This is a genomic window from Shewanella profunda (assembly GCF_023283765.1).
In the GTDB taxonomy this organism is placed as follows: Bacteria; Pseudomonadota; Gammaproteobacteria; order Enterobacterales; family Shewanellaceae; genus Shewanella; species Shewanella profunda.
The window spans coordinates 37,979-62,845 of the sequence record NZ_JAKILG010000013.1; the positions used below are offsets into that span (position 1 = coordinate 37,979).

Consider the following 24,867-nt stretch of genomic DNA (forward strand, 5'->3'; position numbering starts at 1 on the left):
GCAATCAGCACCCCAAACATCGAAGTAAATCTCTATTTATAGTACGGGAAATTATCCCTAAGAAGGGTCATACACCAATAACTATCTTAGGCTATATAACTCAACTAGCGAGCTAATTGATTGGTACAGTTGAGAATATTTTTGCAGGGAGATACCACCATATCAGTTACGGAACGCCGCCAGAGTGCGCTCCGTTAATCTCGATAACTCAAAAATCCTTATTGTGGTAGAAAAAGGGTGACCGCTAATCCTCCCTGCTCCCGCGATTTTATCTCCAGTCGTCCTTGATGCAGCTCAACGATGTGGTGACAGATAGATAGCCCAAGTCCTGCGCCTATGCCTTCATTTTCATTCACACGATAAAAACGCTCGGTTGCACTGGCAATTTGCTCTACTGTCATACCCTGCCCACGGTCAGCGATACAGATCTCAACGCCTGACGGTACTGAATGCGCGGAAATTGAAATTTCTGTTTCTACAGGGCTGTATTTACAAGCATTTTCAATGATGTTTTTCAGGACTAACAGCAAATAAAATCGATCGCACCTTAAGGTTAAGTTAGGGTCGATTTGAATATTCCATTCATAATCAGTTATTTGTGGCATTAACTGATTTAATGCATCCTCCACTATGGCCAAAATTGGATTGGATTGCACATTTAACTCATGGATCGAATCGACCCGTGCAAGCACTAATAACTGCTCTACAGTATGGCTCATATGTACAACACCGGCATCAATCGCAGCTAAGTGAAACCGCTGCTGCGGATCATCTCCTACAAGACTCTCTAAGCCATGTTGATGTAATTTAATCACAGATAAGGGAGTTTTAAGCTCATGGGCTGCATCGGCACTAAAACGACGTTCCCTCGCAATAAAACGCGCAATACTCCTAATATACTGATTAAGAGCATTACGCACAGGAACAAGCTCTTTGGGCAACGACATAGTCAACGGTGTGAGATCATTAGGAGCTCGCTGGATCAGTTCTTTCTCAAAGGTTTTTAATGGCTTAAATACAATATAAAACAATAAGCTCACGATAAGTAGAGTCAATGGCACCACAATTAAGGGAACGATGACCGTATTATGCATAATTTGTGAGACAAGCTCCTGGCGCACCTCATCCTGCTGGGCAGTGATAATCCACACCCGATATTTGGTAGAAAAAAAACTAAAAACGTGCCAAAGCCCATCTCCCAATACTGTCTGGTGGTATCCCTGCTCAAATTCAGTGATAGGTTGCGGACCAATATTATCCGACAGAACTAACACTTGCCTCGCCTCATTCCAGATCTGAAATGCCAGTTTATGCTCATAGGCAAGCTTTAATGCATCCGCTTTTTCAGCAAAAGAACTTATCTCGCTATCGGGAACATGGAGAACTTGAGGTATAGGATTCAGTGCTTGAGCATCCACCTCATCATGATAAAAAAGCTCAAGTATTTTAGCGGTCTGCAACATTTGCGCATCGAATAACTCTTCGATTTGATGTTTCGCATCTAAGGTACTAAACCAGCTAGAAATCCCCACAGAGACGCAGATCCCTGAAAGCATCAGCAGCGTCAGCAACAAACGCAGTGAATACACATCCAACTCCTTTAATCGGTTCACAGCTATATTCCCATCATTTAAGGTTATCAACTAAATACCATAAACTTAGGGTTTGTCACTCAATTCCTTGAGGAATTTAATTTCAGGCGAGTTAATTCACTTCAATCAAGGTATAACCGATACCGCGCACCGTTTTGATCAGCTCATTGGCAAGCTTTTTACGTAGATGGTGAATATGAACTTCAATAGAATTACTGCCAACCTCATCCCAACCGTAGGTCAATTGCTCTAACTGGCTGCGAGTCAGTACACGTCCAGCCGATTGGGCCAGTTCCAATAAAAGTTGAAACTCTCGCCTTGAGAGGAGAATGTTTTGATCTCTAAAGGTCACATCACGGGTGTTTAAATCGATACATAAAGCACCAACCATCAGGCTGTTATGATCTAACCCATACTGACGTCTCACAATAGCGCGAATACGCGCAGCCAGTTCACGTACATCGAAGGGTTTACCTAAGTAATCGTCGGCCCCCATATCTAAACACTCAAGTTTAGTATCAAAATCGGTATTAGCAGTGAGCACTATAGTAGGGATTGATACGCCTTGTTGGCGCCAAGCTTTCAGTAGATCCTTTCCGTTACCATCTGGTAGGCCAAGATCGAGAACTATTGCGCTAAAGGTCTCATTTTTAACGCCTTGTAATGCTTGTTTATAACTATTGAGATGATCAACTTGCATACCCAACTTTGCCAAACTTAGGCAAATACCTTGTGCAAGTAATTCATTATCTTCGACTAACATAATGCGCATTAGCTTTGCCCTACCTAAAAATACTGTATTTAACACATTGTTGCGTCAAAAATACTTCAGCATCAGCCCCTTGCAACATCGACATCGTTGCAAGCATTCCAGCGGTAACACAATTTGGGGCCAGCACAGTCACTGAACGTGGCGCGCAAACCACAGGATACCCAGTGCGCGGATCGATAATATGTCCGTAACGCTTTCCCTCAATCTCAATAAACCGACGGGTATCGCCACTGGTCGCTAAAGCGCCCTGACGGATAGAAAGCACTTTAGCTGCATGGTCAAGACGTTGCGGATCCTCAATCCCCACTTGCCATGGGACCGATTTTTCAATTGGGCAGGCAATATCCCCCCCGAAATTAACCAACACCGCAATAGCAGGATAAGACTCTGCTAACTCATAGGCGACTCTGTCGACTGCGTATTCTTTTGCCACACCACCAAAATCCAGTTGCATTCCTGCTGGCATTGATAAATATCGTGAATTAAAGTCTATTCGCTCAAATCCCACTAGTGCTTTTGTCCTAAGAATATCAGCATGGGCAGGCAATGGAGCATTAGGCTCGAATCGCCAAAGCGCCATTAAAGGCCCTGCCGAAATATCAAATAATCCCTCACTTAACTGGAAACACTGCTGGGAAAATGACATTAATTGCCAAGTTTCTTCATCGATTGATTGTTTTTGACCTTGGGCATGATTCAAATGCCAGAGCGTGTTTTGCGCAATAAAGCGGCTGTACTTTTGTTCTATTCGCTGAACCTCGGTCACCGCCATATCGAGTATATCATCGGCAATGTCGAGTTCATCACAGGCAATAAGGATCTCACAAGGGCTCGCCATGGCGCGAAACTCGCCAATATAACCCCAGTCACGACGCGACAAGGTATAAGGCGTTTTTTTAAGGGATAAAGTAGGCATTATAAATGACCCATTAATATTGCATTACACCATCGGCCACGTTGAACAAACGGGAAAATAAATTAATTATGGGTAGCAAAGCTACCCATAATTTTTAGCAACTGACGATCTACCATCTCACTCACTATCTGACTCAGCATCTAAACGCTGCGTAGGCAAATATTTAGTGTGGTAGGTATTCTTTAAAAAGAATAACTAAACTGTGCCGCAATTGCCTTTTGAGTCGGGAAAAGATCGAAATTTTGCAACTCCCCCGGAATGGTTGTGCCATCGTTTTTCGGATCTTGCTGATAATATTCCAATCGATAAGACATTTCATGTCCACCAGACAATTTATGACCAAATTTCACCCCAATTGTGTACGCCGTCATCTTACCAATTCGGTAATCGGCACTGGCAAACTCAGGCAAAGGGGTATCGGCCATCAAAAAGGGTTGATAAAAATCAGCTGCACTTTGTTGATAGTAACGCAAATGCAATTGGCCGTAGAAGCTACCGCTAAAATAATAACGGTAATGGGTCTCTAAGGTATGCGAAGTGAGCTCCCAATCATCGGTATTGTAGCGATAGGAAAAATCGACCACGCCAGCGTCTAATGCCCCTTTTGTCATCACATAAAAACTGTGTTTCAAGCGTGAGTCTGGTCGGCTCTCATACAGTATCTCTTCAGTAATACCATTATTATCGACCACACTGAGCACTTTGTATGGATCGGTTAAGTATCCGTTTACACTCGATAAACCATAGTTTGCCTGCAATAACCAACGCTCGCTGAGCACTTGGGTGACACCTAACATAAGATCGGCAGTCTGTTTGTTATCGCTACCACTTTGGCGGGTCGCCTCAAATGCAGTGCGATAGGCCTCTTCTGTGGTGAAGTTATCGCGAATGACCATGGCAGATAAATCGACTGGTCGCCCGCCTTCAGGATCTACAACATCAAAACTGTAGGCAGTACCTAAAAATAAAGTCGTATTATCTTTATTAAAACCCCGTTCAATGCCTACATTCGCGCCGATAGACATATAATCAAATTCTTTAGAACCATAGGCACCGACACTAAGTTTCCAATCAGGATTAAGCACTTCGCTCCACGCGACATTCGCTTGAACCCGGGTGTCCTGGAATGTGTCATCAAGCGGTGTTTCACCCGCGGATACATGATATTGACCATTCCCCGATGGACGGGTGAAGGTTTGACTAGTGCTTTGGGCTACAGCTCCCGATGCCGATGAGCCCGTTAAGCTATCAACAACCAGTTTGAGATCCAACACACTATCGTCACCAAAGGCCTTTTGCGCTGTACCTATCGCCTCAATCGCCTGTACTCTATCTTGCTCACCGTAATACATCAGCGCAGCATCAATTTTCCAGTCATCGGTTTTTTTTGCTAATTCAGTGGCATAGGCACTGGTGGTAAACAGACCACAACTGGCTAGCGCGAGGGCGCTTGCAATCTGCTTAGTTTGTTGCTTTGTTTGTATCTTTTTGAGGGTATTTTGTCTATTTGTCATAGCTGACAACACCTGTAGGCCACTTGATATTCATTTTGAACTCCTTGATGTCATGGGAATATTTCACCACATAACACCCCGAAGCATTTTAGTTACAGCCACATCCACCGCCTGCAAAGGCTCGGCCACCACTACTACCTTCTTTACTAAAATAAATATGATCATCCAGCGCTAAATCGAGTTTTTCACTGTCAAGCGCCATATCACTACGGGCCAACTGGCCTTTTTCCCACGGTTCGACACCTAAGCTTGAACAACCACTCAAACCAATGATGAGAGAGACTGCGATAAATGCGGGTTTAAGCATAAATTACTCCTTGAGTAGGCTGACGAGCTCTTGCTCGTAGTCAGTGATTTTATCGGTATAAAACCCCACATGGCTCTGCACTAACTGGCCTTGGCGGTTAAATATAAAACTGCTTGGCATTCCTAATAAATCAAAGCTGCGCGCGACATCCCCTTCTGGATTAAAACGCACCGAAAAATCAGCAGGAACATCTGCGAGAAAGGCCTGAGCCAGTGCGGGATCTGTATCTAGATTGATGGCAACAACGGCCAAACCTTGCGCTTGATACTTTCTTTGCATCTCGTTCATCCATGGAAACGACTTACGGCAAGGTACACACCAAGACGCCCAAAAATCGACATACACCACCTGCCCCTTAAATTCGGCCAGTGAAGTCGTTTGATTTTGCACATCAAATACTTGGTGCTCTAAAGAAGGCGCGGCTTGGACACCCATAGCCATCAAAACCAATAGTGATAATAATTTTTTCATAACATATCCACTGCTAACAATTAAGTTTGAATTTATTAACTCAATCTTAAGGTTTTCTTAAACAACAAAATAATAAATCCGCTAAGGGTGGGTTCGTCTTAGGTTCAATCCATAGCACCGTATTGATCAATGGTCACTAAGTGAACTATTTACATCAAAAAACCTTACAATGAGACATTTTGTCCCATCGGGAGAGTTGAAATTAGATCTGGGTCATGTTAATCAAATGTCAAAATAAGTTCTGTCACATCTATTAAAAATTCTTGATATACATCAATAATCTTTACAATTCTAAGGCCTAAACTGATAACGTCAATTATGTAAACCCTTTACAATTTACATTCAAATAACAAAAAGGTTGATCCATGGACACACATGCAGCCCTATATGAACAGGGAAAGGCGCGCTTAGAAGCACTACGCCAGCTCGCTCCCCGTCAACAACAATCCCTCGTCGAAAAAATGCAACAACATGGCATTAGCCGCCGTGATTTTATGAAATGGAGTGCCATGGTGACGGGCATGCTCGCATTACCACTTCCGTTTAGTAACTTAGTGGCCGAAGCCGCCGAATTAGCCGACCGAGTACCGTTAATTTGGTTACATATGGCCGAGTGTACAGGTTGTTCTGAATCCCTCGTTCGTGCCGATACGCCTAACTTAGATTCACTGATCTTTGACCATATTTCCCTTGAGTATCATGAGACCTTAATGGCTGCCGCTGGGTGGCAAGCTGAAGAAAATCTCGAACATGCTCTAGAAGCCTACAAGGGTCGCTACTTGCTGGCTGTTGAAGGTGCAATTCCTACCGCCAATAACGGCAGTTTCTTAACGGTTGGTTGCAAAGGCCACACTGGTTTAGAAATCATCAAGCATGCCGCCGAAGGTGCCGCTGCGATTATTTCGGTAGGCACTTGTGCCGCATTTGGTGGCGTGCAAGCCGCATACCCTAACCCCACAGGCGCAAAAGGTGTTCACGAGGTAGTGAGCAAACCTGTCGTCAACTTAGGGGGTTGCCCACCGAGTGAGAAGAATATCGTGGGTACGCTTATGTACTTCATTATGTTCGGAAGATTACCTGCACTAGACATGTTTAACCGTCCAAAATGGGCCTATGGTGCTCGAGTACACGATAACTGTGAACGTCGTGGCCGTTTCGATGCTGGTGAATTCGTTGAAGAATTTGGCGATCACGGCGCTAAAGAAGGTTACTGCCTCTATAAAGTGGGTTGTAAAGGTCCTTACACTTACAACAACTGCCCAACCGAACGCTTTAATCACCATACCAGTTGGCCAGTTTTAGCTGGGCATGGTTGTATGGGCTGCTCAGAGCCGAGTTTCTGGGATGATATGGCTGACTTTGAAAAACCCCTTGGCCGTCAACTCCTCCATGGATTGGATGCGACCGCAGACACTATTGGTGCGGTAATTTTAGGCGCGACTGTGGTGGGCATTGGAGCCCATGCTGTTGCCAGTATTTTTGCCAAACCGCTGGAGGAATAACCCATGAGCAAGCGCGTTGTTATCGACCCTATCACCCGTATTGAGGGTCACTTACGTATCGAAGTTGAAGTTGATGAGAATAATGTCATCAATAAGGCTTGGTCATCCTCTACCCTTTGGCGTGGTATTGAAGTCATCCTCAAAGGCCGTACGCCTATGGATGTGGGCCTTATCGTTCAGCGGATTTGTGGTGTTTGTACTTATTCCCATTACCGCTGTGGTACTGAAGCCGTTGAAAATGCATTGGGGATCCAAATCCCACTGAACGCAAAATACCTACGTTCCTTAATGCAAACCTCACTCTATATGCACGATCATATTGTGCACTTCTATCATTTACATGGTTTAGATTGGGTCGATGTTGTGTCTGCGTTGAGTGCCGATCCGGCTAAAGCAGCACAGGTTGCCTTAAAGTACGCAGATAATCCTATTGCGGCTGGTGAAGGTGATCTTCGGGCTGTGCAAGAAAGAGTTAAAGGCTTTGTTGAAACAGGCAAACTTGGCCCATTCGCTAACGCTTACTGGGGCAATGGTACCTATAAATTTACGCCTGAACAAAACCTTATCGCACTATCGCACTACCTAAAAGCACTTGAAGTGCAAAGAGTTGCAGCTGAAATGCTCGCGATATTTGGCGGTAAATCACCTCATCCACAATCACTGGTTGTCGGTGGTGTCACCTCGGTACGTGACATGTTAAGCCCTGCGCGTTTGCAGGAATGGAAACAAAAACACGCTATCGTTACTGATTTTATCCTGCGCGCCTATCAAGCGGATATCGTGATGGCAGCCGAAGCCTTTGGTACGGAACCCAGTGTGCTTGGCGGCGTGAATGTGAAAAACTTCTTGGCCACAAATGACTTTGTCTTGGCTAATGGTGAATTCATGTTCGATCAAGGCGTGATCATGAATGGTGATCTTGCTGGTGTTAGCGATATCAATCCAGATCTGATCGCCGAAGACGTAAGCCACGCTTGGTATACAGCCGATGCGCCGCAACATCCCTATGATGGTACGACTATCCCTAACTATACTGGCTTTATCGAACGCGACACTGTGTATGGCAAGCTGCCAACACTGGACGGCGATGGTAAGTATTCTTGGGTAAAATCACCACGTTATCAAGGTGAACCAGTAGAAGTGGGCCCACTTTCTTGTCTATTAGTGAGTTATGCTCGTGGTAATAAAGTCGTAGTGGATGCCGTTAATGGCTTATTGGCCCGTACAGGTTTACCTGTTGAAGCCTTATTTACCACATTAGGCCGCACCGCAGCCCGTATGTTGCAAACCGTTATCGTTGCTCAAGAAGGATTAAAAACCTTCGATGCTTTACTCGTCAACATCCAGTCCGATAAAACGACCTTCGTTAAGCCCAATATTGACCCTAATAAAGAGTATGTAGGTCATGCCATGATTGAGGCACCACGCGGTATGTTAAGCCACTGGATCCGCATCAAAAATGGGGTTGTTGAAAATTATCAAGCTGTCGTACCAACCACTTGGAACGCTGGCCCTGTAGATGCAAATGGCAAAATAGGTCCCTATGAAGCCTCACTCATTGGCTTAAAACTGGAAGATCCAACCAAACCCCTTGAGGTGATACGTATTATTCACTCATTTGACCCTTGCATGGCGTGTTCTGTACACGTAATGGATTTCAAAGGTCAGGCGTTGAGCGAGTTCCGTGTCAGCCCCAATGGACAATAATCGAGGGAGGGAGCGCATAATGAACCATTCTGCAACCCGCATTCGTACACTGGTATTTAGTCCTGCAATACGGATTTTTCACTGGCTCAGGGCACTGTCTATTTTGGTGCTTGTGATCACGGGATTCTATATTGCTTGGCCGTTTCTTGTGGCACCTGAGAGTAGCGATGTACTCGTTCAAGGCTGGATCCGCTTTGCTCACTTGATTTGTGGTTTTTTACTGACTGCAATCACCTTAGTTCGCTTCTACCTGTATTTTTTCAGCCGAAGTGATATTGAGCGACGTTCATTTCGCGATGTAATGAGCATCAAAAGTTGGATAACCCAACTGAAATCCTACCTTTGGATGGGACATTTGCATAAAGCAGGAGTCTATGGACCACTGCAATTTGTGACTTATGTAGCAATATCCTTAGTTGCACTGGTGATTTGTATTACAGGCCTCGTTTTATATGCCAATGTATACCACGAAGGTTTAGGTGGCATGCTTTGGAGCAGCGCAGCCTGGATTACAGCGCAAATGGGTGGACTGGCACAGGTAAGGATTTGGCACCACTACCTTACTTGGGCATTTGTTATCTTTGTGGTTATCCACGTCTATATGGCGGTTTGGTCAGGGATACGCTTCAAACATAACTCTGTTGACTCAATTGTCTCTGGCTATGACTACCCTAAGCCAGACTCACATCACTAGGAGTCCAATGAAGATATTGCTACTTGGTATTGGCAATGTCCTGTACGCCGATGAAGGCATCGGCGTACATTTTGTCAATTACATTGCTGATAATTATCAGTTTACGCATGAGTCCCACCAGCTAGAACTGCTTGACGGCGGAACTCTGGCTCAGGGGCTCATTCCTATTATTTGTCAGTATGATTATTTGATTGTAGTTGATACCGTCAATGCCAACGGCGTAGATGCTGGAGAAGTCTATTTCTTCGATTTTGATAAAGCGCCCAAGGAAATTGATTGGCAAGGCAGCGCCCATGAAGTGGAAATGCTGCAAACCCTCAATATGATGGAAATGGTGGGTGACAGGCCTATAACCTTTGTACTAGGTGTCACGCCTACCGTGCTCGAACCTATGATCCTAGGACTAACACCTAAGGTCGCTGCTGCCGTTCCTTTGATGGAAAAAACCTTGTTAGCCCACTTAGCCTCCCTTGGATTTACTGTGACGCGCATTGCCGAACATAGCATCGACTCGCTGATCCCAGACTCTTATAAACGTGGTGTCCTTATAGATGAAAAACATCAGATTTGATTTTACCTGCTCACGTCAGGTGCCTTTGTATGCGCATTTATGTAATCAATATCTAAATTATGATGCGCTGAACATTACCATTGGCTGCGACAATCAAAACCACTTCGGCTCGCAAACCTATTTTATTGAAGCCCAAGGCGAGCAAGCACAACTTGAGCAACTCGCCGATGCGATAGCAGCGGACTTTTTAATTTCTGCTTGGCTAATTGACTCAGGTATCAAGGTCATAGATGAACCCACAGGTAGCAAAGCACTACTGACCTATTCGCAAGCTGTATCTTCACAAGCCAGTGCAACCCAGGCAATAGCCCCCTTTTGTCAACAATGCTACCCGCTGCTCGGTGATAATCAGTCGGCTAAGTTTGGGACCATTGACTTGGCTTGTCCTTGCTGCAAGGGCGAAAACCTATTAACTGCCGAACAAAAAGCCTTAACCTTGTCAGACATTAAAGCCATGGCGCAAAATTTACTGACACAGGGAACATTGACACTTAATACACCAGACAGCATCAGTCTTAGCCTAACGCCTTTTACGAATACCCCCTTAGGTGAACGGCCACAATTACTGATCTGCAATCCCAATACACTCAATGCACATTTTTGCCTTAAAGATCATCAAGTACTGGGGCTTTCCAGCATTGAAAAACCACTGATCTGCGCCAGACCCACTCAAGAGCACAGTAAACTCACCGCACCACTCTATGATATTTGCTTTGCCTATAGCCGCGTAATCTTAGTGCTCGCCGAAGTGTTAAGGCAAAAAGGGATTGATTGGGTCTATATCCAAGGGGCGCACCAAAGACCAAAGCTTGCCTGGGTCGATGGCGCTTGGGCTCAAGTATCAAGTGAAGGGATTGCGACTGTTAAACAGTTTATAGCGCCTGAACCACTACGTGAAAAAGTCAGCTTTGAGGGCTACCAAGCTCAATGGCAAGCCATCAAACGCTCGCGTACGCACCAAGGAGAACTGATCGTCGCGGCGTTATCAGATGCACAATCGAATGAACATTTGACTCTCAATATCACCCATTCAGAGGATCATACCTTCACAGACTGCGTGCTATTAAGTGCATTGCTTAATGGCAAGTTAGCCAACCAAAAACAGGCAAAAAATGCGGCAATAATCTACTTTAGCCACACTAGACCCAGCCAAATCGTTACCTGTGATAAAAAGGGCGATACTGAACTCTTCTTCGCATTACCTGAGTTACCCGATAACGGCTATGAAATCTTCCATCAACTGGATTGCAGCCCACAAAAAATGGTAGCGCAAAAGTTTAAGAGTCTGTTTCCAGATGACTATTTAAAATTACTGAGCCTAAAACTTTCTGGAAGGCGTGATAACTTGCAAAGTCTGTGGGCAATTGCCGCTATTTTAATGGGGCTTAACCACAGTGAAGAAACCCAAAGTCAACAAATCTTGAGTGATGCCCTAATGGCTGCTGCCATGCGTTACCAAGGTGCCAATGCTCCACGTATCGATTATCCCCTCACTAAGGGCGAAGCACATCGCAGCCTCAATTGGTGTAAAACCTTAGGTACTGTGCTCAGTTTTCGCATTGCAGGTAATGACGACCCTAGCCAACTGGCCTTTGCGATGCAGGATTCCCTTGCAGACTATTTAGCAAACTGGTTAGAACATATAGATCTTAATATCGGATTACAGCAGATTGCTCTGGCTGGTGATGAGTTAGCCAATGAAACCCTCTGCAAACGGATAAGTTTACGTTTAGGGAAAAACTTTCCCCTTGTGATTAATCGTAGTCTCGATTTAGACGGTGATAATTTAGCGGTCGGGGCGCTCTACGCTAAGCAACGCCAACTTAATGAGCAGCGTTAAACAAAAAAGCCAAGAGAAAGAGAACACGCATTGGACCACTTTGCCCTAGAGAACCAAGCGCTCAAGCGATATAAATTGCATATTACAGGCATAGTGCAAGGGGTGGGGTTTCGCCCCTTTGTATATCGTTATGCCCTTGATAATCAGCTAACAGGCACAGTGCTCAATAATGCCCAAGGTGTAACAATTGAGTTCCAGGGCGATGATGCTGGCCTCGATCGTTTTATCACAGCACTCAAATCAAATCCGCCACCACTGGCGCGAATCGATCAGATAGTCCAAACATCATTGCCCGTCATTGAAGGCGAAACCATATTTGCCATCATCGAAAGTTGTGATGAAGATATCGAGGGTGCAAGCAGCCATGTCGCAGTGTCTGCCGACAAAAGTACCTGTCAGGATTGCCTAAACGATATGCATAACCCTGAGGATCGCCACTTTGGTTATGCCTTTACCAACTGCACTAATTGTGGCCCAAGATACTCTATTATCAATGGCTTACCCTATGATAGACATAATACGGCTATGGCCAATTTTGCGATGTGTCCCGAGTGCGCCAAGTCGTACCATGATCCACTCGATCGCCGATATCATGCCCAACCCGTAAGCTGCCCTAACTGTGGTCCTCAACTCTATTTAAAAACACCACAGGGGGAAGATATTACGCCACTGGCCACTGCGCAGAAGACAGTGCTACAACTGGCAGCAGAAAGATTGGCCCAAGGCCAAGTCCTTGCAATTAAAGGATTAGGTGGTTTTCATTTAGTGTGCGATGCCCGCCATACTGGGGCGGTTATGGCACTTCGTCAACGTAAACAACGCCAAGCAAAACCCTTGGCTGTCATGGTGGCAAATATCACCATGGCGCAGCAATATGTGACGGGTACGGAGGCTGAATGGCAAGTACTCAGCTCACAGGAACGCCCCATAGTACTGATGAATAGCGTACCCGCAAACGATCTCAGCACCGAGGTCGCACCCAATCTGGATAAACTCGGAGTATTTCTACCCTATACACCGCTGCATCATTTGCTGCTAGCCCTCTTTAATGGCCCCTTGGTCGCCACTAGCGCAAATGTATCAGGCGAACCTATCATCACCCACTGTGATGACTTAGTGAATAACCTAAGCCATGTTGTCGATGCCATAGTCGATCATAACCGCCCTATTATTAACGGCTGCGATGATAGTGTCGTGCAGGTGATCCAACCTCGAGGTAATGGCTCTGACAATCAGTATCTTGCGCCGCCAAGCGTACAAGTGCTTCGACTCGCTCGGGGATATGCGCCGGCAAGTTTTCCCTTAGCAACGCCCTTAACCCAATCGATTCTCGCCGTTGGGGCACAACAAAAAAATGCTATTGCCTTCGGTTTTGGCTCAAATGTTTTTTTAAGCCCGCATATTGGCGATCTCTTCAGTGTCAGTGCTGAGCAATATTTTGAACGTACATTAACCACCTTCTCTCGCCTATATCACTTTGAACCTAAATGGATTGTTTGTGATAAACATCCCGACTACGCGCCTTCTCGTTGGGCGCAGGCCCATAGCATCTTCAATCCCAGCAACACAGTAGATACACGCCAACAACGCAAATGTTTGTCGGTGCAGCATCACCATGCCCATGTACTGAGTGTGATGGCAATCAATCAATATCGCGATCCCGTTCTCGGCTTTAGCTTTGATGGCACAGGGCTTGGGGAGGATGGTAGTTTATGGGGCGGCGAAGTGCTATTAACTACGCTCGATAAAGCAGAACGGTTGGCTCACTTTGAGCCCATCGCCCTGCTGGGTGGCGAGCAGGCAATTAAGCAGCCAGTGAGATTATTATTGGCGCTACTGTTTGAACAAATGAGCCTAAACGATGTACTGGCCTTGCCATTACCCATATTAAAGCGCATTAACCCAAATACTTTGACTAATTTACATAAAATCTGGCAAAACGGCAGCGCGATAAAAAGCTCATCCGCAGGGCGTCTGTTTGATGCCCTCGCCTGCGCCTTAGGGCTTATTGAAACCACATTATTCGAAGGCCAAGCGGGTATGGCCATTGAGGCTGCTGCAAATCGCGCGGATGTATTAGCCCTCGATTTGATAACCCTCGACCTTCCCTTAGAGGTCGATCAATGGTGCAGCAGTGCGATGTTCAAACAAATTATTCAGTTAATCACAGCACAACCCTTAACCGATAATAGACGCGACGCGATAGCACGCGCCTTTTTACATACCCTAGGTGAGGCAATCTGTGCTTATGCCGCTAAATACAAACACCTTCCTACCGTACTTTGTGGTGGTGTATTTCAAAATAAATACCTGTTGGAATACTGCCTAGGTCAGCTAAGGATCCAAGGTAACCTGGTATTGTCTAGCCAACACATCCCTATCAATGATGGTGGTATCGCCCTCGGTCAACTGTGGTATGGCATTCATCAAATCGATTGAAACGGGTTGTTTGCCACTAAAATTTTTATCTATCCCCTAACGCAGTTACGTCCGTCGGATTTGGCTTCATATAATGCTTTATCTGCTCGGCTAAAGAGCGTTTCGGCATTATCGCCCTCCTGTAATGAAGCAAGGCCGATAGAAACCGTAATCGCACCGAGTGATAACTTTTTATCCTTGCCAATGGTTAAGCGCCGCTCTGAAATACGTTCTCTTAAGGTTTCAGCGACCTGCAAAGCATCGTGAAAATGGGTATTAGGTAAAAGCACCACAAATTCCTCGCCGCCATAACGGGCGACAAAGTCATCTCCTCGAACACATTGCTTTAGAGCGAGTGCGACATAGGCTAATACTTTATCGCCAATTTGGTGGCCGTAGGTATCGTTAAAGGCTTTAAATTTATCAATATCAATAATGAGTAAACTACAACGAGAATGCTGCTCTTGGGCGAGGTGTATATGATCTTGAATAGCAAACTCATAGGCTCGGCGATTATATAAAGAGGTTAATTGATCCGTCATGGCTGCAAGGCTCAGATTCTCCATCTCCGATTTAAGACTCTGCACTTCTTGCACCATGGCGCTTAGACTATGCTCCATGTTTTGGTTGTTGAGCAGCAAGTTTTGCATTTCATCAATCACACCATCGACAAGTTGATTTAAGGCGTTAATGTCAGAGCTAGATTGCAGTTTAATGCCAAATTCGGCTAATGAACCTGAAAATGCGGCTGTACCTTGGCTCAACTGAACAATCTTGTTCAGTAATGAATTAATAAGAATTTGAGTTTCTATCTGCACGTTCTCAATCACCTCTGGTGATTGTTCTTGAATAAAATTCTTATACAGGCTTGTGTTAACTTCTTTTGTAAAAACAACACCATTTGCAATAAAACCATCAATGGCACGGTTTAAGTCAAGATTAGTGCCTGCAAAATATTCATACCAAACCGTATAATTTTCTGGGGTAACAGGGATATCAAGAGCCGACATTTGTGGCACGGCTAAACGCAAAATCTGCGCCGCGGAATCAAGCTCTTTATCTTCAGCAGAAAACATAAATATCGAACCATGTTATTGTTAATTTTTTGTATAGTATAAGTTAACTCAACTCGTTCAATTTGGATATGGTGACAAATTAATTATTGTGACTGTTGTCAAGTAGACACTGCTCATGTGATTGCAGTGGTGATGGATGATAAATTCCCCATATGTCACAAGTGAAAAGCTTCGCATATAGGTTAATAAACTACGACGTGTTGACGTTTCGGGATTAAATTTTGTTCCTTATGGCTCGCGATCGCGAAACGAGGAATGAAGTATCGTTATTCTACTCAAATGACCAGCGGCTCGTATGACAGAAAGTAGGTGCAAGAGCTTGCCGGCCAAACCCTTCTGGCAGCGTTTGACAGGCGTTTCTGCTGCGTTATCAATAACTACACGGCACGGGCTTTACCTTGCGTAAAAGCCTGCCCACTCGTTGCAAAAATACCCCTCAAACGTCAACACGCCCTAATTAGCTGCGACAAGAGGCGAAAATATCTAAGTTACTTTGATACACCTCTGTCTTCACATTCATTAAGCCTAAGAGGCTATCGAATAAATTATCATGGGAGTATCCGCCCTGTGCAGCATGTTCGGTCAAGCACGTCATGTTTAACTGGTTATTTTGGCTGAAATTATCCGACACCCAAGCCAGCATAGGAATACTGGTTTGCTCTATCGGCGCGATGCTGTAGGGTGCGCCGTGTAAATACATGCCTTTTTCACCCAGTGATTCACCGTGATCGCTAAGATATAACATGGCGGTATTAAATTTATCCCGCTGATTTTGAAGTTTTTTAACCACTTCACTAATAATGTAATCCGTGTATAACAGCGTATTATCATAGGTGTTTATCAGCTCTTCATCGCTGCAATTTTGGATATCACTGCGCTGGCAATCGGGGATAAATCTACGGTGTTCTGCAGGATAACGAAGGAAATAAGTTGGGCCATGGCTGCCTATAATGTGCAAGGCAAGCACGGTATCTTTGTCTTTTGCACTTTTCAGCGCCTCATCTAATTTTGCCAACAAAACTTGGTCAAAACAATATTGCCCCGAGCAAAGCTTGAGATCACTATTTAAATCAATAGTGATGTTTTCTACGTGATCACAAACGCCTTTACACCCAGAATCATTATCAAACCACTTCACTTCAATATCAGCATGCTTAAGTACATCGATAACGGTGTCCTGTGCATCGGCGCGGCGCGAATCGTAGTTATCCCGCCCCATTCGCGAGAACATGCAGGGCAAAGAGACTGCCGTTGCGGTACCACAAGAGTGAGTATCTTTAAATACAATTAAACCTTGGTCTTGGGTATAGGCATTGGTTGGTTTTTTATAACCATAATATTGATAATTCATCGACCGCGCGGTTTCACCCACCACCAGTACCAACAAATTTGGTTTACCGTTAGGGTTAGCACTGACATTTTTTGCATCCAGCCCAAGTGACTCGTACTCCATCGGTGTCTGTAGATAATTCACATTAATGTATTTCGATGCCGCGCCAATAACATACGTTGGCACTATGTAACGCTTCAGTTCATCGTTATTGCGACCAAAGGCAACATAATCCTGAAAATAGCAAAAACCAATAACACCAATACCTGTAAGCGCTATTAGCATAAATAATACTTTATGTAACAGCTCTTTAAAGAAAGATTTATATTGAATATCGGCTTTATAGATAAGGTATGCGGGTAACACCCCTGTCAGCAGTAAACTGACTATTGAGGCAAAATTCACATACATCAAGGCTTCAGCCTGATTGGTCTGAAGTGTGTTTTCAATCATGCCGTAATCAAACACGATATTGTATTGATAGGCCGCAAAAAACACACTCGATGACACTAAGGTGAGCGTAATGAACAAAGGTTTTAGCAGGTATTTTACCGTAAACAGTGAAAATACAAAGCTAAGTGCCAAAGTCAAAAATAGCGGCATACTGGCGATAAAAATCGGATCGACTTCTGGCTGTTTTTGTATGTCTTTGTTAATGACTTCAAATAGGGGAATATTGAAGACACAAACGTAAAACAATGCAGTGATCAGGGTGAATTGATTCACCGATAACGTCTTAAATCTTGTTAGCACCGATAACGCTCTCTCAAATTGGCCGTTGGCCGAAGCTAACTTAATTTTCTTAAAATAGTCTTATGCCTAAATTTCGCGCCATAGTAACAAGCCCTAGCCCATGGCTCAACGTTATAGGCATATTCCTAACATTGGGGTGTGTTGACGTTCGAGGGTTATTTTTACAGCGAGTGGGCAGGCTTTTACGCAAGGCAAAGCCCGTGCCGTGTAGTTATTGATAACGCAGCAGAAACGCCAGCCAAACGCTGCCCGAAGGGTTTGACTGGCAAGCTCTTGCTCCTACTTTCTGTCATACGAGCCGCTGGTCATTTGAGTAGAGTAACGATACTTCCCCCTCGTTTCGCGATCACGAGCGTGCCAGAATGAACAAAATTTAATCTCGAAACGTCAACACGGCCTAATAAAAAGCATAAAAAAACGGCCGAATTTCAATAAACTCGACCGTTTTTACTCCCCAACCTATAGGGACTTGCTCTTTTTACCACTCTGTTGTTACGCCTATGTATTTCTCGTGTGGCAATTATCGTAAACGCTGTAATAAGTAGGCAAACGTCATTGAATTAAGTTCCGCAACTTGATTATTATCCGCAGCACCAGCATGGCCGCCTTCAATATTTTCGTAGTACAACACATCAACGCCCATGTCTTTCATCTTAGCCACCATCTTACGGGCGTGACCAGGATGTACTCTATCATCACGGGTAGACGTGGTAAAAAATACCTTAGGATAAGACACATCTTTATGGAGATTGTGATACGGCGAATAGGTTTTAATGTAAGCCCATTCCTCTGGAATATCCGGATTACCGTATTCTCCCATCCAGCTGGCGCCCGCGAGTAATTTATTGAACCTAAACATATCAAGCAAAGGAACTTGGCAGACGACCGCATTATAAAGATCCGGTCTGCGAGTAAAAGCTGCGCCCATTAACAGGCCGCCATTACTACCACCTTGAATACCTAAATGCTTGCTTGAGGTGATTTTACGGCCAATGAGATCCTCGGCTATCGCCTCAAAATCCTCATAGGCTTTATGACGATTTTGCTTTAAAGCAGCCTGATGCCAAGCGGGACCATATTCACCACCACCTCGGATGTTTGCTAACACATATACACCGCCTTGCTCTAACCAGTTTTTACCTATAGTGGCCGAGTAGGATGGGCGCAGTGACACTTCAAACCCGCCGTAACCATAAAGCAGCGTTGGATTGGTGCCATCTAACTTAATGTCCCTTGCCATCACCACAAAGTACGGCACTTTAGTGCCATCTTTAGAGGTTGCAAAATATTGCTCGGTTTTAAATTTGTCTGCGGCAAACTGCTGTGGCATGCCCTTAATTTTTTGCGGCGTAAGCGACTTAGCATTCACAGTGTAGAGGCTAGAGGGTTCAAGGAAGCTAGTGTAATTAACAAAAAAATCATCACTGTCTTGCTCAATATCCATCACAGTCAGCGCACCATTGGCTTCAAACGGAACTTGCGTACTCAACCAAGCACCCTTTTCATCCTGCTCATAGCGCACCAGTTTACTTTTCACGTTATCAAGCCAGTTGACGAAAATAGCGCTCTTACTAAAGCTCAACTGAGCAATTGATGCAGTTTCGGTGGGACTCACAAATAAACTAAATACCGCTTTTTGGGCAATTAAGTCAGCAACATCGGCGAACACTACAGCGCCTTGTTTAAAATTTGCACCTTTTTGGCTCAATTCACTTTTTAGCTCAATAAATAATTTACCTTTAAAATAGCCTTTAATTTCAGCATCTTCTGGCAAGGGTAGTTTAATAAGTTTGCCATCTTGGTAAACATATTGGGTTGCGGTATAAAAAGTATGTGCCTCGGTGACTAAGCTGAGGGGCGTTTTATCATCGAAGAGTACCCAACCGGATACTGCTACTGAGGTTTTGTCACCAGTAAAAATTGGTTTTGCTTGGTCGAGTGGTGTACCACGCTGCCACAGTTTAACCATGCGTGGATAACCTGAATCAGTCATGCTCTGACCATCGCCAAAATCAGTACCAACGAAGGCATGATCCTTATCTATCCAGCTCAGGCTCGATTTCGCTTCTTTTAAAAAGAAGGGCTTATCCTTAGCGTCAACAAAGCTTTTAGTGGTTAAATTGAATTCACGCACCTCGACCGCATCGGCACCGCCACGGGACAATGATACAAAACAGCGCTCATTTTCTGGATATTGGCAGCTAATGTCTTTAAATACCCAATTAACCGATTCCGCTTTACCTAGGGCATCAATATCCAGCACGGTTTCCCATTGAGGCGAGGCTTTAGTGTACTCCTCCATTGTAGTGCGACGATAAATACCACGAACATGGGTATCATCCTTCCAGAAGTTATATAACTTGTCACCAATATGGGTGGCGTAGGGAATGCGCTCTTTATCGTTTAGGATCCCAAGGCTATTTGCTACTAAGGTATCAAAGCCTTTAAAGGCTTTGATTTCAGCGGCGGACGCCGCATTTTGCGCTTTTACCCATTGCATCGGCTTTGCGCCTTCAACCTCTTCTAGCCACATATATTTATCTTCTTGTGCGTGGAGTTGACCACTCATGCTGAGCACTCCTGCAATACACCAAGGCAGTAATTTATTGTTCATTTTATTCCTTTTTAAACACAGTCCACCGTAACCGTCACTACATTACCTTAATTCACATTCAGTTCAACTAATAATCCAACAAGAATGTAACAAAAAATAAAGCTTTGTTATCAACAAGAAAGAGACATATGAAAGGACTAGATTGAGGATATAACACAGTAAAAAGCGCCCACTTGGAGCGCTAATTTTCGGCGTATAGCAAAATTTAAATTAAAACTCGCGATTCATTCGAGTCAGCAAATTAAGCAGCACTGTGCGTTCTTCACTGCTCATGCCCGCCGTTAAATCCGTGGTGAGTTGTAAATGCAACGCATCATGTTCGATAAATAGCGTTTGGCCTTTTTCGGTTAACTCCACCAGAATAGAGCGTCGGTCGGTTTCATGTGGACGACGAACCACCCACTCTGCTTCCACCATTTTATCGATTTGTACTGTAAGGGTGCCCGTAGTCACACCGATTTTATCCGCGAGCTCCTTCATTCGCATGGCACCATGTACACCCAGCAGTTCAATGGTATGCACCTGCGACAAACTAAAGCCTTTGTCACGCACGATAGCGTGTTCCCAAGACGACAGTTTTTCGTAAAACTCAATAATCACATGGTTCAATGTATGATCAGTTGAATGATGTTGAGTTATGTTGGGATGCTCCGCTGCCATTAAACTTCCTTAGCCAAACACTCGCTTTGGCGACAAGTGTGTAATTCAATAGTGATATGTGATAACTCAGGAAATTGACTCAGTAACTGATTAAAATAACTGGCTTCTTTCGGTGAGTGAGACACAATGGACACCATCATAGCATGATGATCTGCACTCAGACGCCAAATATGTAAATCGGCCACTTGATGATCAGGCACACTTTCAATCGTTTGTTTAACCCTACGCTGCAATGATTCCTTCACACCACCATCGAGTAAAATGGGGCTGGTTTGCTGGATAAGTCCCCAAGACCAACGGCTAATAATTATGGCGCCCACAATTCCCATAATAGGATCGAGCCAAGTTAATCCCATATATTTGCCAAACAGCAGTGCCACAATAGCGAGCACAGAGGTTAGTGCATCGGCTAAAACATGAAAATAAGCTGCACGTAAGTTGTGATCATGTCCACCGTGTGAATGCTGATTATCATCATGCTCATGCTCATGCTCATGCTCATGCTCATGCTCATGCTCATGCTCATGCTCAGCATCATGGTGGTCATGTTTATGATGGCAATGTGTATGGTCGTCATGATCATCATCGTGGGCAGTATGCTCACTTTCAGGATGAACATGATGGTGATCATGGCCATGATGATGCCCATGATGATGTCCATGATCATGGCTATGATGATCCTTAAGCAAGAATACACTCAGCACATTCACGCTTAAACCTATCACGGCCACAAAAATTGCTTCGTTAAAATGAATTTGCTCAGGATTGATAAGTCGTATCCCAGATTCAACCAGCATGATTAATGCCACTAAACCTAGGGCGATCGCGCTGGTGTAACCACCGAGCACACTCACCTTTCCTGTACCAAACGCAAAAGTAGGATCATTGGCATGTTTACGGGCATAGGAATAGGCAAACAAGGTGATCATAAAAGCCGCAGCATGGGTGCCCATATGCCAACCATCGGCTAACAGTGCCATTGAGCCGTAAATCGTACCAGCGACAATCTCTGCCACCATAGTGATCAGCGTTAAATAGAGAACATAGCGTGTATTTTTCTCACCCGCGGTATTTTGGCTAGAAAAGCCATGGGAATGCTGCCACTTTGTGATAGCGTGCCCTGTAGTCGAGTGCCCAACATCTAGACTACGGGCTGCTTGTTCTGAATAATCTGATTTCATTATATTAATTCCCTACGCCACATAAGGCCTGATTAGTGATTCTCACTAGAACGGGATTATAGTTTGAATATCAAAATATATGAATATCAAATTAGTTATTTTTCAAACTATTTTACTGACAAACATTTTTTGCTCACGAACATTTGAGACAAACAAAAAGCCGCTAATGCGGCTTTTTGCTTCAATATAAGAACTGACAATACTTTTGCTACAACCTAAGATTGAGGGTATAGGCTTTTTCGTCTAACTTGTAGTCTAACGCAGTTGAAACAGATAGTCACAGCAGGTTAACACAAGCTAAATCAAAACATTGAAACAAAGAACGCGCTGAAAAACAAAGCAATAACAACAGTTGTACCTAAGGCCATTTTAAGTTCGGTGTTCATCATTCACTCTCCTAGTTGGTATGGCTACATTATTATCAACCTAATGATAAAAACCCATGTTTGATTACCCGTTTTGTGAGCAACAACCAATTTATCGGGCATTTTATCTGCAACTTGTCTCAAAAAGGCACGCATACAGGTAAAAAACAGCGTTCCCTACCCGCATGTCAAATTCAGGTCAATCAATATTAATCATCACGTTTACCCAATTTTTAGCATCATATAAAAGCACATTCTTGTTATACTCGACCGCGCAATTCATTTACCGAGAGAAACCTATGTCTCAACTGTTACACACTATGATCCGCGTCGGTAATTTAGAACGCAGTATCACTTTTTATACCGAAGTTTTAGGCATGACGTTGCTACGCACCTCAGAAAACCCAGAGTATAAGTATTCTTTGGCATTCGTTGGTTATGGTGAGGAATCCACAGGCCAAGCTGTCGTTGAACTGACCTATAACTGGGGCACAGATAAGTACGATTTAGGCACTGGTTTTGGTCACCTTGCCATTGGTGATGAAGACATTTACGCCCGTTGCGAAGCCATTGCCGCTGCAGGTGGCAAAGTCACTCGCGCGCCAGGCCCTGTTGCAGGTGGCACGACAGAAATCGCTTTTGTTGAAGATCCCGATGGTTATAAGATTGAATTTATTCAGATGAAGTCAGCCACTCAAGGTTTAGGCTAATTGATCATTACATGCTGCGTTTGTTGGTAATAGCCAAACGCAGCGCTTCTAGCTTCTAGCTTCTAGCAAGTTATTTCGTCATTTTTCCAGCAACATTACCCCGTTCTACGCGTTTTTTGTGCACAAATGGTAACCGCCATACTAATAACAAACCTAAACCCACGAGATATAAACTCGGTTCGATAATTTCCGATTTAACCGACCAATAAAAATGAATTGGGGCGAGTATTGCGACCAAATACACAGCATTGTGGACGATTTGCCAGCGACGCCCCATTCTGCGCATCAAGGCCTTAAACGATGTTACGGCTAATGTTGTTACGATAAGATAAGCGAGCGCGCCGACTAGAATATAGGGCCGTTTAACCACTTCACTAAACAAAAGTCCCCAAGCAAACAGTAAATCCAAGCTGAAAAATGCCGCAATATGCAAGGTGGCATAGGCGAACACATATAAGCCCACTAAACGGCGAGTCTGCATTAATACGCCTTGTTTAGTGAACTTGGCAATGGGTGAGATAAGTAAGGTTGCCACCAATGCATTGAGTGCTCCCATTCCGGTAAAGTGAATGATGTACTGCACTGGATCGCCGCCAGCCCTATCCGTTGCAACGGCGATAACTAAATAGGCAATCGGTAAAGCACCCATTAAGTGGAACAAACTCTTGAGCCAAATTAAATGTTTAGCCGTTAATCTCAACATCCCACTCCCATTTCAACCATGATCAATAAAATTTACGAAGATCCATTCCATCATAGAGCGGCGCAACGAACTCGCCGTAACCATTAAAAAGCTGGGTATCGATTCGGGTAGCTGAAAACAGTCCACCTTCACCGATTCGACGTTCAGTTGCCTGTGACCAACGGGGATGATCTACTGCGGGATTGACGTTGGCATAAAAACCATACTCATGGGACGCTAACTGGTTCCAACTCGTGGGCGGTTGTTTGTCCATCACTCGAATACGCACTATGGATTTAATGCTTTTAAAGCCATATTTCCACGGTACCACTAAGCGAATGGGGGCGCCATTTTGTGGGGGTAAGGTTTTGCCATATAACCCCACCGACAGCAAAGTCAGATCATTCATGGCTTCGGCTAAGGTTAATCCCTCAACATAGGGATAATGTATGCCGCCGCCCATCAATCGACTTTTTTGGCCCGGCATTTGTTCAGGATCGAAAGCCGTTTCAAAGGCAACATACTTGCCTTTACTGGTCACGCCCACTTTTTTAAGCAAAGCAGCTAAGGGAAATCCCACCCAAGGGATCACCATTGACCAAGCTTCGACGCATCGCAAACGATAGGTTCGCTCTTCTAGGGGAAACATTTTCGTGAGCTGGTCCAAGTCCAAGGTCATTGGCCGCTCAACTTCACCTTCAATCCGAAGTTGCCAAGGATCAACCTTAAAACCTTGGGCATTGTCCATTGGATCTTGCTTACTGGTGCCAAATTCATAGAAATTATTATGGGAAGTGACTTTATCAAAGGGTGTTAATCCGTCACTCCCGCCATATTGCGGATTCGTTTTAAAGGTCAGTGGTGTCGTGATAAATGACGTTTTAGGTTGGTCACCAAAAAGATCAAATAAACCCGCCTGCACATAACCCGGAATACTCGCCCCTATCGCACCAAGCCCCATGGCTTTGACAATATGTCGGCGCGAACGAAAAACAGACTCAGGTGTAACTTGATTATCTTGAATATGCCACTGTGCTTTTTTAAGAATACCTTGGGTGAAACGGGAAGAATTAGCCAATTGACACCTCAACTTTGGTTTGCAATTTAATTGTCACGCCGCGCCCAGTTCAGCCCAGCTCGGTAGATGCAGATATAGACAGCGAAATCTCGAAAAAACTTTCACTTCGCACAA

At 44.4% G+C, this 24,867-nt stretch carries 20 protein-coding genes; 7 read left to right on the top strand and 13 right to left on the bottom strand.

Annotation, left to right across the window (positions count from 1 at the left end):
- Positions 1-218 precede the first annotated feature (218 nt).
- The 6 genes from L2744_RS08715 to L2744_RS08740 form a co-directional block, all read right to left on the bottom strand.
- Positions 219-1,613, bottom strand: a complete 1,395-nt coding sequence (locus L2744_RS08715) for an ATP-binding protein (protein ID WP_248991544.1) — start codon at positions 1,611-1,613, stop codon at positions 219-221.
- A 91-nt stretch (positions 1,614-1,704) separates the two neighbouring features.
- Complete coding sequence (locus L2744_RS08720) at positions 1,705-2,364, bottom strand: response regulator transcription factor (RefSeq protein ID WP_248991545.1); 660 nt, start codon at positions 2,362-2,364, stop codon at positions 1,705-1,707.
- Positions 2,365-2,374: 10 nt separating this feature from the next.
- Positions 2,375-3,280 (bottom strand): FAD:protein FMN transferase, encoded by a 906-nt coding sequence (locus L2744_RS08725; protein WP_248991546.1) that lies wholly within the window; start codon positions 3,278-3,280, stop codon positions 2,375-2,377.
- A 182-nt stretch (positions 3,281-3,462) separates the two neighbouring features.
- Positions 3,463-4,794: a DUF3570 domain-containing protein gene (locus L2744_RS08730; protein ID WP_248991547.1), complete on the bottom strand. Its 1,332-nt coding sequence runs from the start codon at positions 4,792-4,794 to the stop codon at positions 3,463-3,465.
- A gap of 88 nt (positions 4,795-4,882) precedes the next feature.
- The gene (locus tag L2744_RS08735) at positions 4,883-5,101 is read right to left on the bottom strand and encodes a DUF4266 domain-containing protein (protein ID WP_248991548.1); all 219 of its coding nucleotides are present in this window, start codon (positions 5,099-5,101) and stop codon (positions 4,883-4,885) included.
- Between the two features lie 3 nt (positions 5,102-5,104).
- A complete protein-coding gene (locus L2744_RS08740) occupies positions 5,105-5,572 on the bottom strand; it encodes a TlpA family protein disulfide reductase (RefSeq protein WP_248991549.1) in 468 nt (155 codons plus the stop codon).
- Between the two features lie 365 nt (positions 5,573-5,937).
- Here L2744_RS08740 and hyaA point away from each other — a divergent pair, with 365 nt between their 5' ends.
- Genes hyaA through hypF form a run of 6 tightly spaced genes read left to right on the top strand, consistent with a single transcriptional unit; the run spans position 5,938 to position 14,325 of the window.
- A complete protein-coding gene (hyaA, locus tag L2744_RS08745; RefSeq protein WP_248991550.1) occupies positions 5,938-7,074 on the top strand; it encodes a nickel-dependent hydrogenase small subunit in 1,137 nt (378 codons plus the stop codon).
- 3 nt (positions 7,075-7,077) lie between these two features.
- The gene (hyaB, locus tag L2744_RS08750; protein WP_248991551.1) at positions 7,078-8,781 is read left to right on the top strand and encodes a nickel-dependent hydrogenase large subunit; all 1,704 of its coding nucleotides are present in this window, start codon (positions 7,078-7,080) and stop codon (positions 8,779-8,781) included.
- Positions 8,782-8,800: 19 nt separating this feature from the next.
- Positions 8,801-9,475 (top strand): Ni/Fe-hydrogenase, b-type cytochrome subunit, encoded by a 675-nt coding sequence (cybH, locus tag L2744_RS08755; protein ID WP_248991552.1) that lies wholly within the window; start codon positions 8,801-8,803, stop codon positions 9,473-9,475.
- Between the two features lie 7 nt (positions 9,476-9,482).
- Positions 9,483-10,046 (top strand): HyaD/HybD family hydrogenase maturation endopeptidase, encoded by a 564-nt coding sequence (locus L2744_RS08760; protein WP_248991553.1) that lies wholly within the window; start codon positions 9,483-9,485, stop codon positions 10,044-10,046.
- Positions 10,027-11,886 (top strand): NiFe hydrogenase, encoded by a 1,860-nt coding sequence (locus L2744_RS08765; RefSeq protein WP_248991554.1) that lies wholly within the window; start codon positions 10,027-10,029, stop codon positions 11,884-11,886. Before L2744_RS08760 ends, L2744_RS08765 begins: the two co-directional genes overlap by 20 nt.
- 30 nt (positions 11,887-11,916) lie before the next feature.
- The gene (hypF, locus tag L2744_RS08770; protein ID WP_248991555.1) at positions 11,917-14,325 is read left to right on the top strand and encodes a carbamoyltransferase HypF; all 2,409 of its coding nucleotides are present in this window, start codon (positions 11,917-11,919) and stop codon (positions 14,323-14,325) included.
- Between the two features lie 29 nt (positions 14,326-14,354).
- Here the strand turns inward: hypF and L2744_RS08775 are convergent, their stop codons facing one another.
- The 5 genes from L2744_RS08775 to L2744_RS08795 form a co-directional block, all read right to left on the bottom strand.
- A complete protein-coding gene (locus L2744_RS08775) occupies positions 14,355-15,380 on the bottom strand; it encodes a GGDEF domain-containing protein (RefSeq protein ID WP_248991556.1) in 1,026 nt (341 codons plus the stop codon).
- Positions 15,381-15,837: 457 nt separating this feature from the next.
- Complete coding sequence (locus tag L2744_RS08780; RefSeq protein ID WP_248991557.1) at positions 15,838-17,463, bottom strand: phosphoethanolamine transferase; 1,626 nt, start codon at positions 17,461-17,463, stop codon at positions 15,838-15,840.
- A gap of 520 nt (positions 17,464-17,983) precedes the next feature.
- Complete coding sequence (locus tag L2744_RS08785) at positions 17,984-20,077, bottom strand: prolyl oligopeptidase family serine peptidase (protein ID WP_248991558.1); 2,094 nt, start codon at positions 20,075-20,077, stop codon at positions 17,984-17,986.
- A 210-nt stretch (positions 20,078-20,287) separates the two neighbouring features.
- A complete protein-coding gene (locus L2744_RS08790) occupies positions 20,288-20,737 on the bottom strand; it encodes a MarR family winged helix-turn-helix transcriptional regulator (protein WP_248991559.1) in 450 nt (149 codons plus the stop codon).
- Complete coding sequence (locus L2744_RS08795) at positions 20,737-21,918, bottom strand: cation diffusion facilitator family transporter (protein ID WP_248991560.1); 1,182 nt, start codon at positions 21,916-21,918, stop codon at positions 20,737-20,739. Before L2744_RS08795 ends, L2744_RS08790 begins: the two co-directional genes overlap by 1 nt.
- A 664-nt stretch (positions 21,919-22,582) precedes the next feature.
- Between L2744_RS08795 and gloA the strand changes: the two genes are divergently transcribed.
- Complete coding sequence (gene gloA / locus L2744_RS08800) at positions 22,583-22,993, top strand: lactoylglutathione lyase (protein ID WP_248991561.1); 411 nt, start codon at positions 22,583-22,585, stop codon at positions 22,991-22,993.
- Positions 22,994-23,063: 70 nt separating this feature from the next.
- On the opposite strand, the gene msrQ is transcribed toward gloA, so the two are convergent.
- Positions 23,064-23,696, bottom strand: a complete 633-nt coding sequence (gene msrQ / locus L2744_RS08805; protein WP_248991562.1) for a protein-methionine-sulfoxide reductase heme-binding subunit MsrQ — start codon at positions 23,694-23,696, stop codon at positions 23,064-23,066.
- Positions 23,697-23,718: 22 nt separating this feature from the next.
- Complete coding sequence (msrP, locus tag L2744_RS08810) at positions 23,719-24,753, bottom strand: protein-methionine-sulfoxide reductase catalytic subunit MsrP (RefSeq protein ID WP_248991563.1); 1,035 nt, start codon at positions 24,751-24,753, stop codon at positions 23,719-23,721.
- Positions 24,754-24,867 lie beyond the last annotated feature (114 nt).